The sequence below is a fragment of the Gynurincola endophyticus genome (genome assembly GCF_003991195.1).
Classification (GTDB): Bacteria; Bacteroidota; Bacteroidia; order Chitinophagales; family Chitinophagaceae; genus Gynurincola; species Gynurincola endophyticus.
Genome location: NZ_RCWL01000009.1, coordinates 230,089 through 242,617, shown reverse-complemented (window position 1 = coordinate 242,617; position 12,529 = coordinate 230,089). Strand labels below are relative to the sequence as shown.

12 protein-coding genes are annotated in these 12,529 nt (G+C 35.4%); 11 read left to right on the top strand and 1 reads right to left on the bottom strand.

Annotated features, from left to right (window positions below; all coding sequences use genetic code 11):
- The 4 genes from D9O48_RS16310 to D9O48_RS16295 form a co-directional block, all read left to right on the top strand.
- On the top strand, positions 1–691 hold a 691-nt coding region (locus tag D9O48_RS16310; protein WP_126974050.1), incomplete at its 5' end, for a matrixin family metalloprotease.
- 8 nt (positions 692–699) lie between these two features.
- The gene (locus D9O48_RS16305; RefSeq protein WP_126974049.1) at positions 700–1,251 is read left to right on the top strand and encodes a hypothetical protein; all 552 of its coding nucleotides are present in this window, start codon (positions 700–702) and stop codon (positions 1,249–1,251) included.
- A gap of 249 nt (positions 1,252–1,500) precedes the next feature.
- On the top strand, positions 1,501–2,445 hold the full coding sequence (locus D9O48_RS16300; protein ID WP_262707393.1) for an RHS repeat-associated core domain-containing protein: 945 nt from the start codon (positions 1,501–1,503) through the stop codon (positions 2,443–2,445).
- Between the two features lie 2 nt (positions 2,446–2,447).
- Positions 2,448–2,897 carry a hypothetical protein gene (locus D9O48_RS16295; RefSeq protein WP_126974047.1) on the top strand — a complete coding sequence of 150 codons (450 nt, stop codon included), beginning with the start codon at positions 2,448–2,450 and terminating at the stop codon, positions 2,895–2,897.
- Between the two features lie 250 nt (positions 2,898–3,147).
- On the opposite strand, the gene D9O48_RS16290 is transcribed toward D9O48_RS16295, so the two are convergent.
- On the bottom strand, positions 3,148–3,720 hold the full coding sequence (locus D9O48_RS16290; RefSeq protein ID WP_126974046.1) for a hypothetical protein: 573 nt from the start codon (positions 3,718–3,720) through the stop codon (positions 3,148–3,150).
- A 392-nt stretch (positions 3,721–4,112) separates the two neighbouring features.
- Between D9O48_RS16290 and D9O48_RS16285 the strand changes: the two genes are divergently transcribed.
- The 7 genes from D9O48_RS16285 (at position 4,113) to D9O48_RS16255 (ending at position 12,445) form a co-directional block, all read left to right on the top strand.
- A complete protein-coding gene (locus D9O48_RS16285) occupies positions 4,113–5,279 on the top strand; it encodes a DUF1624 domain-containing protein (protein WP_126974045.1) in 1,167 nt (388 codons plus the stop codon).
- Positions 5,280–5,314: 35 nt separating this feature from the next.
- Positions 5,315–6,490, top strand: coding sequence for an aminotransferase class V-fold PLP-dependent enzyme (locus D9O48_RS16280; RefSeq protein WP_126974044.1), 1,176 nt, complete (start codon positions 5,315–5,317; stop codon positions 6,488–6,490).
- A gap of 866 nt (positions 6,491–7,356) precedes the next feature.
- Positions 7,357–8,145 carry an HmuY family protein gene (locus D9O48_RS16275; RefSeq protein WP_126974043.1) on the top strand — a complete coding sequence of 263 codons (789 nt, stop codon included), beginning with the start codon at positions 7,357–7,359 and terminating at the stop codon, positions 8,143–8,145.
- A 10-nt stretch (positions 8,146–8,155) separates the two neighbouring features.
- Positions 8,156–9,124, top strand: coding sequence for a hypothetical protein (locus D9O48_RS16270; protein WP_126974042.1), 969 nt, complete (start codon positions 8,156–8,158; stop codon positions 9,122–9,124).
- Between the two features lie 130 nt (positions 9,125–9,254).
- Entirely contained in the window at positions 9,255–9,893 is a 639-nt protein-coding gene (locus D9O48_RS16265) for a hypothetical protein (RefSeq protein WP_126974041.1), read from the top strand.
- Between the two features lie 97 nt (positions 9,894–9,990).
- Positions 9,991–10,986 carry a hypothetical protein gene (locus tag D9O48_RS16260; protein ID WP_126974040.1) on the top strand — a complete coding sequence of 332 codons (996 nt, stop codon included), beginning with the start codon at positions 9,991–9,993 and terminating at the stop codon, positions 10,984–10,986.
- Between the two features lies 1 nt (position 10,987).
- Complete coding sequence (locus D9O48_RS16255; RefSeq protein WP_126974039.1) at positions 10,988–12,445, top strand: S41 family peptidase; 1,458 nt, start codon at positions 10,988–10,990, stop codon at positions 12,443–12,445.
- The last annotated feature ends 84 nt before the right edge of the window (positions 12,446–12,529 follow it).

The window sequence follows — 12,529 nt, the reverse complement described above, 5'->3', positions numbered from 1 at the left end:
GTACAATTATGCCTTTGATAATCCGATTAGGTTTACTGATCCGGATGGGATGAGACCTGATGATATTCATGTGAGATTGAATCGTGTTAAAAATAAAGACGGTTCAATAACTATTAATGCCTCTGTAACAATAAATTTAACAATCGTTGATTCCAAAGGCACTTTTGGAAATGCACATAGAATTGACTTACAGCAAAAAGTGAGTGAAGCATTTAGCGGTAGTTTTACTTCAAAAAATAGGGATAATATGAGTATAATGACAAATGTTGATGTACAGCTGAATGCTACTGTTGTAAATGATGTTGATAAAGCAAAAAGCACTGATTACATTATATCCTTAGTAGATAATATTCCTGCACAAAATACCACAGAAGGATTCATTAATCCAGTAGGGATAGCAAAAGACGATGTTGGTGCTGTAGAAAGATTACATTCAGGTACATATATAAATAATGTTGCTACTCATGAGCTAGGGCATATTTTAGGACTAAGTCATACTCCTGGAACTATTATGGATAAGAATACTGATAAAGATCCTAAAAAAGTAAATATAAATACTAATAGCAGCCAGAAGAAAGAATTATGGGGATGGTTTGAAAATCTTACTGATGGATTTCATAAAAACCGAATGGGAACTCAAGAAGATAGTAGAGAAGAAATGAAAAAATTAAAAAAATCAAGCACTAACTAAGAATAGAAATGAAAGAGATAAAAAAAGTATTGTTTTTTTGCTTAATATTAAGCTCATGTAAAAATATAAAAACTATTGATTATACCTTAGGAGGATTAGTTTTTTCTTGTCCTGATAACCTTATGTTTATAAAGGGCGAGGGTATAGATAGTGATGTTGTTTTTTTAACAGATAACAGAGATACCTTTCATCTGGAGTATGGTAAAAGAAATATAGTTTACAAGTTTTATGAAATAGGACCGGCAATTTTTCATTTCAATCAAAAAGATGCAATTATTAATCAGATGGGTAAAGAGCCTTCATCAGATGATGTGATTTTCTCAGAATTTCCAGAAGAAGATGAAGCACAGAAAATATTTGATGAAAATTACTTTATGTACGATACAATTAATGATATAGTAGTTAAAATAGTTCATCCTAAGAGAATCGGAAAAGGAATTACTGGATTATATATACCTGCATTAAGAGATGGTAATGCTTTTAGTATTTATGGAGTCAATCTGGATTCTAGTATGAATGCGACACTTCTTAATTTATTTCAGACGATTCGATATCAATAGGCTTTTCTTCTGCCTCCCCTCGCGCCGGATTGTATCCGGTGTAAATAAAATAATACTTTTTAGTTTAAAATATCTGATTGTTAATAACGACAGGCTTGAAAGCCTGTCGTTATTTTTTTTCGAGAGGATAAATGGTATCGTTGATATAGTATGACCGATTTTGATTTTTCAATATTTTTATTGTACCTTATTAGAATGGGCTAACCCCACCGAAAGAATCACAGTGAAATCAATACCAAATAAAAACTTATATTAGTTCTTCCAAGACACTATTATCCATTTGGATTGGTGATGCAGGGCATCAGTAGCAAGGCTTTAGGGTTTGGAGATCCTGGGAACAAGTTCAAGTATAACGGCAAAGAAGAACAGCGTAACGAGTTCAGCAATGGCAGTGGATTAGAGTGGTTAGATTTTGGTGCCCGAATGTATGATGCACAGATCGGCAGGTGGGGCGTGGTAGATCCGTTAGCGGATCAGATGCGGAGGCATAGCCCATACAATTATGCCTTTGATAATCCGATTAGCTTTATTGATCCGGATGGTAATAAACCTTACGCGTTTGAAGATGAAATGGCACCACCTGATGATTATCAACTAAAAAGAGATGGAAGCATAGAACTAATCAGAAAAACTAGTGATAAAACAGACCGGCTAATTGCGTCAAACATAGACGGCAGTGAGAATACTGAAAAAACAATGACTTTTGAAAAAAAGATTCTTGACAGGGCTGCTAGAGGATCGATATTAGGCCCGGCTAAAACTTCATTTCAACCTATGTCAGATAGGAATCGAGCGAAAGACATTTTTGAATTTGTAGCAAGTAATTCTGATGTAGAGTGGTTATCTGTAACTACAGGTCAAGAGGGTAGTAGCGAAACACAAACAAAAGTGTCTACGAATCATCGTGAAACATCTGTTTGGTCATTTCGAGAGATGGGTGACTTAGTTGATTTAGCATCAAAATCGAGCCTTAAAATACTTGAAATATCGCATAGCCACCCTATAAAACAGGCTAACTTTCCCTCAGGATTTTATCCAAGTGGACAGATTGATTCAAATATTCTAAGAGGCGGTGATAGAGGGGCTGCTGAAATGGTGGAAAATAGTTATGGAAAGAATATAGTTAATTTTAATATTTATGTTGGACCTACTGGTGAAAGGATATATTATAATTCACAAAAAATTCATAAGTAATAATGAAAAGTTATATTTCAATATTATTATTATTTATTTCATCGTGTAAAAATATAAATAAAGAAAGGCAATTTGATGTCCCCGATTTAAAAGAACATATAAATAAATTTATTGAGGCGAAGAAATGTTTTAATAAACCAACAAAACTTTTGTTAGTAAATTTAAACGTTAGAAATGATTCTTTACAAGTTGAGATTGCCGACACTTACCCAAACATCATGATTGAAAAATTTAGATTCGATACAATAATTAGTGAAGTTCGGCTGATTTTTACGGGCGAAAAGATAAAAGGATTTTCTCAAAATATAGCAAAATTAGATTATCCGAGAGACATTCTTAAAACTTTAGACATGGACCCGGATTTAATGTATGAGGAGTTTACATTGTGGGTCTATTTGTACAAAAATGGAAAGTTAGTTTATAAAGAAGAGCCTTGTTCAGAAATCAAATAAGCCCCCTCGCGCCGGATTGTATCCGGTGTGAATAGAATAATACTTTTTAAGTGAAAAGATTTATCTGATCTGTTAATTTACTTTATAACGACAGAACTTACAGCCTGTCGTTTTTTGTGGCACCTGAACCGGTTGATTGATTTGTAATAAAATATGTATAAGTGAATATGATATTCGTTTAGCAATAAAACATTTCGTATCTTATTAGATAGGAGTTACTTTATCATTCTAAGATCTTTCAATAAAAAACTTAATTGTTATTAAACAGATTAGTCAGGAATCCCGCCATTTGTTCATCCGACCATTTTGGCGATGATACCGATAAATGATAAGCATAAGAATTTTTAGTACCGTATAACAGAACCGAGTAAATATTCGTTTCCGGATCTAATGCCATCCATATAACATAACCTTTTTCACTTTGGTTCTTATAAATTCTGGTAGCCATTCCCTGCAATCGCCAGTAAGTTAAATCCCACTTGATATATTCGGTAACAAACTCCTTTGAAGAAAAATTCTTATCATAAAAAGGATATCTGCTGATCGGGTTTTTGGCTATTCCGATATTGGTAGAATCATCATTTCTGAAAAAATGCTGATGCAGCGTAGGTTGATAGTAAAATTGCGTCCATTCTCCGGGAATATTAATATTTCCATAGGGCATAATCTTCAGTACCGTTTGTTCATTGGTACTGTCAATTACAAAATAAAATTTTACAGTAGGATCAGGTGTATAGTTTAGAATGGCTTTTTTTGAATCAATACACCCTGCCATTAATAAGATGCCGGCAATGCAGCACCAATGATAAACTATTTTCAACATGGCCGATTTGTTTATAGTTTAATAAAGGAGCTGAGAAGGATAGTTCTAATGTAGAATATCTTTTGAAAGACGAATGAGGTGAATTGAGCTTGTAAGGCTGTAAATCAAAGATTTTGTGTAGATCTACCAAGCGTATTTTGACTCAAAGTAATTAAACAAAAATATCCCTGCGCCAGATTTGTTTTGTAATATTTTGATTATCAGCCTTTTGTGTGCTGGTTTTTGGCTAATTAAGTTATACGCAAGACTTCATCCGGTACGCTGATGTAGAATTGTTGTGGTAACATCTTTTCAAAGTTGCAATATTCAGGCTCACACCCTTACCAAACTCATCTAATATTTAATATATTTATCAGCTTGAAACGAACTATACTCCAACCAAAACCTTATTCATGTTCGCTAATCTTCAAAAAAGGATTGATACCATTGATATAGTGAGAGGAATCGTAATGATTATCATGGCACTCGATCATACAAGAGAGCTGATCCACATAGATTTTCCTAAAAATGACCCGCTGGATTATAATACCACCACACCTATACTTTTCTTTACCAGATGGATCACACATTTATGCGCGCCGGTTTTTGTTTTTCTGTCGGGCGTATCAGCTTATCTTAGTATTCTCAAGGAAAATAACCTGGCTAAAAGCCGTAACTTTTTAATTAAACGCGGACTCTGGTTGATATTTCTGGAATTCACCCTCATCTGTTTTGGAATATTTAATGATATTCATTTCAACACATTCTTGTTTCAGGTAATCGGAACTATTGGTTTCGGATTTGTTATACTTGGACTATTACTGTCTCTCAATGCAAAAACAATTGCGGGCATAGGTATTGCCATTATAGCATTACACAATTTGTTGGATTTTGCCCCGGATTCAATAAAAGCGATGGCCCGTATCACTGTTTTGCCGGGAGCCATTCCATTAGGTGGCAGCAGAATACTGATTATCGGTTATCCCCCTGTGCCCTGGTTAGGACTTATGTTGACCGGTTTCGGTTGTGGTATTTTGTTTTTAAAAGAAAGAAGTGTTCGTAAAAAAATATTTATTCAGATAGGATGTTTTGCATTAGTGATTTTTGCATTACTTCGACTGTCAAACATATATGGAAATCCTACACCCTGGGAAACGAAACAAAATACTGTATTTACTATACTTTCTTTCTTTGATCTTAGTAAATATCCGCCTTCATTACTGTTTGACCTTTTGTTTATAGGAATGATGTTTTTGTTACTAACACTATTCGATAAAGAAAAAACATCAAGAGTAGATAACCTATTGAAAGTGTATGGCTCTGTACCACTATTTTATTATATTATTCATTGGTTTGTGATACATACTATTAAATATGTAATTTTATATACACAGGGTTATACCTACAAAGACCTTGCATTCGGATTTGATTTAGGCAGGGCCAGGGGGGTAAACGGATTGCCATTATGGGGCGTGTACATTGTTTGGCTGATAGTGATAATCATCATGTATCTTCTTTGTAAAAAGTATCGTGATTACAAAGTGCGGAATAAACAGAATGCCTGGTTAAAGTATTTATAACGCCTTCATTACTCATTTATAAATAAACAATCAAGATGAATATTGATCAGATCAGACAGCATACGGCAGGGTGTAATGATAAAATTTTTCTGAATAGTGCAGGAGCCTCTTTGATGCCAAAGGAGGTTACAACAACGATGATTGATTATTTACAGCAGGAAGAATTGATCGGAGGATACAAGTTGGAGGCATTTAGCAGTGCACTTATCCGGGAGTTTTATACAGAAGCGGCAAAATTATTAAATACAAAAGAAAACAATATAGCTTTTACCTATAATGCAACGGATGCATATGCAAAAGCTCTTTCGGCTATTCCGTTTCAATCAGGTGATTATCTGTTAACCACCAACAATGACTACATATCGAATCAGATTGCTTTCCTTTCATTAAAAAAACGGTTCAATATCAATATTGTGCGGGTCGATAATAATCAGGAAAATGATATTGATACCAGTCATTTTGAAGAATTGATAAAAAAGTATCAACCCAGGTTAGTGGCTGTCACGCATATTCCGACCAACTCCGGCCTCATTCAGCAAGTAGAAGCAATCGGAACTTTATGTGAAAAGTATGATGTTCTGTATCTGGTAGATGCCTGTCAGTCTGTTGGACAGTTAACGGTTGATGTACAAAAAATTAAGTGTGATTTTTTAAGTGCAACGGGGAGAAAGTTCTTACGTGGCCCAAGAGGTACCGGTTTACTGTACGTATCGGATAAAGTACTTCAACGAAAACTGGAACCGCTGTTGCTCGACATGCGTGGTGCAGACTGGATAGACGCGGATAAATATACCGTACAAATGACGGCTAAAAGATTTGAATTATGGGAAACATCTTATGTTTCATTACTGGGATTAAAAGAAGCTATTAAGTACGCCAATCATGTTGGCCTGGAGAATATTCATGAATACAACAGATTACTGTCACAAAGACTTAGGAACCTGCTACGGGAGAATGATTCCATACAGGTTCTTGATAAAGGAACTAACCTGAGTAGTATTATTACATTTAATACGGCTAAAAGAAATCTGACTGATATAGAAGGTTTTTTGCAACAGCATAATATTTATTACTCGGTAAGTTATAAGCGCGCAGCTTTGATAGATTTTGAAAAGAAAGGAGTGGAGTGGGCTATCCGTTTTTCACCACACTACTTTAATACTACAGAAGAAATAGATACGGTAGCGAAGATTGTAAATGAAAACATTTAATAGTAGCTACAGGTGTAATAAGTTAATGATATAAAGGGTATCATTTTATTAAAAGTAATTGCCGGGGTAACCTGCAATTACTTTTTTGTTTTAATAATTTGACTCATTTGTATTTTCTGAGTTAATAACTTGCATTTTTAGATAAATAGTAGGGCTGTGAAGTTTAATTTATCCGCTAACTTTCTATTGATCTCATCAAAATAAATTTCACTTTGATTAAAATCAATGCCTATTGTACGTTCTTAATATGGTAGTAAGTAACATTGGGCAATTGATTACAGATATCTTGCAACAATATCATCCAACCAATGTTCAGGATAGCTAAATGTTCATTTTTTCTGATTTCGTAAGTATGTGTATGATTTTTTTATATCATTGTTAATCAGTTTCTTATAAAAGAAGATTCTTTTATGCTTAAACGCGGGTATTCATAACTGAGTGATATATAACTAATAGTGATGTATATGCGATTTTTATTTCAATTAATTCACTTGTTTACATTGCATACAAATTCAACCGGATTTCATACAAATCAAATCTGAATTCGTAACCAACGAATATTAACCTCTTCTTAAACTTGCATTCAGATAAGAATAGCGCAAGTGTTATTAATTATCTGTGACACACCATACATGCAGGATGATAAAACAATTGTTTTACATCACGTAAATCCTTCTCCGGATCCATTTTTCTGACAAACTGATGACGTTGTGCTGTTATTATAAATAAGCACATTGTTCAGTAAACATTTACTACCGACAGTTAGTTGATGGGTTACATGATGATATCATATAGCCGTGGTATGTGTTTGCAAAAACGTTTGCAGGCCGGAATAAGGTGCCGACTCGAACAATTTAGACAATGATATGAAGCAGATCAACCTTTCCTTCTCTTACTCCGTGTCAGTATTTATACGGAGTATATTATTCACAGGTTTAATCGGACTGATTTCCTGTGAAAAAGAAAACCTTCCACCGGATGATACCGGTGACGACCAGCAAACTGCAGTTGCTTATTACAAATTGCAGCGGGTTGAAAACTTGAATGCAATAACGGACGACAACAATCCAACGGTTGAAAAAGCTGAAATACTGTTCAGCCTAAAATACAAAAAAGAACAACCGTCCAACTATGCAAAAACTGTTCGATGGGATATTTCGTTCAGTGGTTTATACAATAGTTTCATTGGAGGTAATAGTAAAACCGACCGGAGTAATACCGGTTATGAAGGACCGGGTATAGGCGGTGTACTGATTGTAGAAAAGGCTTTTGAGGAGGTTACAGATATACCAGCCGACAATTCTTTTAAAACAGCAAAGGGTGTAGTAGGTACCGATGATGCCGGCGCTTTCGGACAAGGAGTAGGGTGGTACTTGTATGATTTTGGAGGAACCATTGTTGGCGATGGCAGTTATGATAAAATGCATGTAGCGTATGCAATTGGGGATTCATTGAAGTTAAAAAACAATACGTTATTAAAACCCAGAACAATAGTGGTGAAAACGGCTACAGGTGATTATGCCAAAATAAAAATGATCAGTTGTTACAAAGATGTTTTTACCCCTGAAAAATGGTTTAGAAATACGCCGCATATGTTCTTTTCATTTGAATACGTAATCGTACCGGCTGGAAGTAAAAAATTTGAAATCCGTTAAAAGTATAGTAATGTATAACAAGAAGATAAATGTATTTGTATTGATCATGTTCGTTTTTGCAGTAATCGCCTGTACCAAAACCGAAGCTTATGAACCGGAACCGAATAACAGAATACTGGAATTTAAAATTACCAATTTGTCTGATACCGTATTGTTTGGAGCTATAGATAATATTGATAATACTATTACTGTATACATTCCATTTTACTACGGAATGTCAGTAATTGATCCTGAAATAAAATTAGAAAACGGAGCCGTTCTGAAAGGAGAAATATTACCTGTTTCAGTAAAAGATACCACACATACGTATACTGTTATTTCTTCGGAAGGATTGAGCAGAACCTATAAACTGGTAATGCTTCAGAAAAGTGACATGGCGATGAATTTATTTATTTCAACCACCAATATTTATCCGGAAAGCCTTTTGACTATCATGGGTGACTTTATGAGTACCAGTACGGAAACGTTAGAGATGTTTTTTGTTAACAAAGTCACCAAAGATACCTCATATATTGATCTGAATAAACCGGTATCCATTGAATTGAATACCACTATCAGAGACCTTCCCCATTCTTATCTGTTGAGAACCTATCTAAGGGTAGAGATGGATAGTGGTCAATATGATATACATCTGACTCATTTAGGGCGTACTGAAGTGGTGAAAGATCCTTTAAGAATACAATACAGGCCCCCGACGATAGCTTCTGTTTGGAGCCCGATTACCGTAAAGCCCGGTGGTGAAATCGGGTTTAATCCGGGTTCAGGCCGCTTGTTAATTGATCCGAGATCGGTACAGATGACTCTAAATGGTAATACATATGATTTAACCATATTGCCGAAATCAAACCGTAAAATGATTTATGTGCAGTTGCCGGCGGATGTTCCGGCCGGTAATTACACCAATGTTCCGTTTGTGTTTAAGTTCGGCGAATGGAATCCTGTTAACGCCAATTTTTCGATTATTATCAGCGCTGAATAATAATGACCGATTATTAATCATTAAACCCCACTGCCTATGGTCTGATTTAATAGTAAACTACAATGGATACGGGTATGATATGCATTTTCCGGTTTTATGGAAACATTTTTTATTACCTAAAATTTTATCTATGAAGTTTAATTTAAATACTAAGAGTGGTATGACTATGCTGTTCTTAGCAAGTATAATCAGTATTGTTTCTTGTAAAAAAAGTAATGAAGTTGAATCATCACTTTCTTTGAATAATGAGGTAGCGGCAGTAGTTATTAACTATTCCGATACCGTTGTGGGAAATTATGCAAATCCTGCATCCGGACCGGGAGCTTATGATACAGTATATTTCAATGCGATCAACGGAACCAGCTCCTCTACCTTACCTTTTACCCACCATATTATCTTCTACGGATATAATAATGGAGTAATATATAAGGCAAATGCAGGTGATGACTTCAGGTATTTAAATACTGATGATCCTATTACATCAATGACTCCTACAGATTTCAGTAATGCTACTGCTGTACCAACAGGTTTCAGTGAAAATACAGCCACTGATGATGATAATGATCCTCCCGCTGCTAATGGCTGGTGGAATTATAACAGAACACTTCGTCAGGTAGTTGCTACGAAAAATGTAATTTTCTTTTACAGAGCAGCAGCACCCGGAAGTTCTATTTACGCATTCAGAGTTGTTCAAGCCTATGGATTAGGTACGGCAACATGGAACAATGGTAATTACTGGATCGAAGGTGGAGGCCCTGTAACTCCATAGTTTTTTATCAACCGGTGTAAGTAATTGCTTGCACCGGTTGAATTTATATTATTAACAAAGTTTATCCTTACCAACATCATTTTAATTTTTTGTGAAGATGAATCGTTATTACGTTTTAAATATATTTTTTTCTATCATTATCTTAGGTTTTGTTTTCGTTGCCTGTAAAAAAGAAACAGAAAAATTACCCTATAACTTAATTGAACAGTTTATTGTTACTGATAATGAAGGTAGCCAGGTAAAAGCTGTAGTAGGAGTTGATGGAACAATATTGATTTACTGGCCCACTTTTCAACATATTCCTGATAGTATCATTCCTTCTATTACCGTTTCGAAAAATGCTACCGTTCAACCAGCTTCAGGCGTGCCAATTGTATTCTCCGACGGTTTTAAATACCGCGTTACTGCTGAAAATGGAAACATAACTGAATACACACTTAAAACAGTTGTCAATAATCCAATGCCCGAGTTTTCTTTATCCGATACTGTTTTCCTTGCTTTTGATAAAAAAATGGTTTTAAGAGGCAAGTTTTTTATTCCTGACACCAGCCAGACAAAATTATTTCTCGTAAATGCAGAAAATAATGAAACTGCACAGGTTTATCCTTTTGACAGAATTTATTCGACCACCATTGAAACTTCGTTGCCAGATAATTTGCCTGAATCTCAATATTTTGTTAAGCTTGTTAGTGGTTTTAATACCATCGTTAAAGGCCCCTACAGAATTCGTACGTATGACAATGCGTTTGCCAATCAGACTTCTTATAATTTTACATTTACAGAACAGGGGCAAACGCTTACTAACGGACAAATCATTAACTTTAACTTCACTACTTCCGGCGGCCCTATTGCAGACTATTTTATAAAACTTCAACAACTAACGGTTTATTCAACGGGTAATAATTATGCGAAAGGATTTGATGCAGAGCGTATATCTCTTACCGACCATTCTGTGAGCTACAAAATTCCGAATGATGTACCTGCCGGAAATGTAATTCTGATTATTTGGGTAGAGAGTGGAAGCGGGGCTGACGGACAAGCCAATCTTTTTGTATTCAATGGTGATCCGGGTACCTCTATCGTACTACCGTAATGTGAAATATATTTTTATCATATTATTTATGGGGATATATGCCTGCCGAAAGGAATCCGCTGCACCGGATATTCCTGCAGAAGGCACACGTATGCAATTAAGTCTTGATTCATTGTTTTTATATGCCCGTGAAACTTACTTATGGCATCATTCATTGCCTGGGTATCAGCAATTCAATCCAAGACAATATGATCAAACCAACAACGGATTCAATGACATGCAGATGGCTTTAAAAGGAATTGCTGCCTATTCTTATGACAGGCCGGGAGGAATCGTGCGAGAGTTTAGAAATGGGAATGCTCACCCATTATATTCATACATTACTAAAAAGTCAGCAGTAAATAATCAAGAAACTGCAACGGGTTTGCAACAGATTAGTTATGGTTTGGGTTTGGGCTGGATGATGGTAAATGAAGAAAATGTTTATGTGAGTTATGTAGAAAAGAATTCACCGGCTTATACTGCCGGCGTGCGTAAGGGAATGCAGTTAACATCCATCAATGGACAGCCCGTAAAACATATCTCCGATCTAAATCATTACATCAATATGACTTCTATTAATGGTGATTTCAAAAAAGAAGACGGTTCATTAAGGAGTATTAATATTATTGCACAAACTTATTCATCTGATCCGGTTCTGCAGTATGAGACCTGGCGCATTAAAAATAAATCAATCGGGTATCTGGCTTTTTCAGCTTTTAATAAGCTGGATGGCAGTAAAATTCGTATAGATGAGGTTTTTAATCATTTTAGTACAAAAGAAATAGAAGCATTGATTATAGATCTTCGGTATAACACAGGCGGCTATGTTAAAACAGTAGCCTATATAGCTAATCAGATTGCGCCTGCTTCACTAACCGGAAAAGTAATGTATTCAGAGCATTTTAATGAATTATTGCAGAATCGTAATGCGCCTATTCTTAAATCTATTCCTTATCTGGATGAAAGCGGACAACAAGTGTATTTGAACGGCCGCGCAGCTACCTTTGCAGATATTGACTTTTCAATAAATGGAAACACCTCTAAATTTAATAGTGCTTCTAAGCTGAACCGGTTAAGCACTATTATTTTTATTGTAAATGCTACTACGGCATCAGCCAGTGAATTACTCATCAATAGTTTTAAACCTTACCTGAATGTGAAACTGGTAGGTGAAAAAACTTATGGCAAACCCGTCGGTTTTTTTGGAATAAACATTGATCAGTTTACTGTTTATCTGGCACAATTCAATATTAAGAATGCGTTGGGCCAGGGTGATTATTTCGATGGTATACCGGTAGATATACCGGCGCAGGAAGAGCCCGGTAAAGAGCTTGGCGACACTACAGAGAACAACCTGGCAAAAGCGATTGAATACATCACTACCGGGAATGTTTCTTCATCAGTTTCTCAACGAAGAGTTTTAAAGCTAGAACCGGTACTGATTAACAAATTTGTAGGAATGATAAAAGAATTATAAAACCTTCTGAACCTCTTAATGGCTCCTATGTTTGACAGATGAACTTTTGCCGCTGATAAGCGATTGTAAAGCTTAAATGTAATT

Excerpts from the sequence above, each read along its gene's own strand:
- D9O48_RS16305 (WP_126974049.1), top strand. The coding sequence starts at position 700 with ATGAAAGAGATAAAAAAAGTATTGTTTTTTTGCTTAATATTAAGCTCA.
- D9O48_RS16295 (WP_126974047.1), top strand. The coding sequence starts at position 2,448 with ATGAAAAGTTATATTTCAATATTATTATTATTTATTTCATCGTGTAAA.
- D9O48_RS16290 (WP_126974046.1), bottom strand. The coding sequence starts at position 3,720 with ATGTTGAAAATAGTTTATCATTGGTGCTGCATTGCCGGCATCTTATTA.
- D9O48_RS16285 (WP_126974045.1), top strand. The coding sequence starts at position 4,113 with ATGTTCGCTAATCTTCAAAAAAGGATTGATACCATTGATATAGTGAGA.
- D9O48_RS16280 (WP_126974044.1), top strand. The coding sequence starts at position 5,315 with ATGAATATTGATCAGATCAGACAGCATACGGCAGGGTGTAATGATAAA.
- D9O48_RS16275 (WP_126974043.1), top strand. The coding sequence starts at position 7,357 with ATGAAGCAGATCAACCTTTCCTTCTCTTACTCCGTGTCAGTATTTATA.
- D9O48_RS16270 (WP_126974042.1), top strand. The coding sequence starts at position 8,156 with ATGTATAACAAGAAGATAAATGTATTTGTATTGATCATGTTCGTTTTT.
- D9O48_RS16265 (WP_126974041.1), top strand. The coding sequence starts at position 9,255 with ATGAAGTTTAATTTAAATACTAAGAGTGGTATGACTATGCTGTTCTTA.
- D9O48_RS16260 (WP_126974040.1), top strand. The coding sequence starts at position 9,991 with ATGAATCGTTATTACGTTTTAAATATATTTTTTTCTATCATTATCTTA.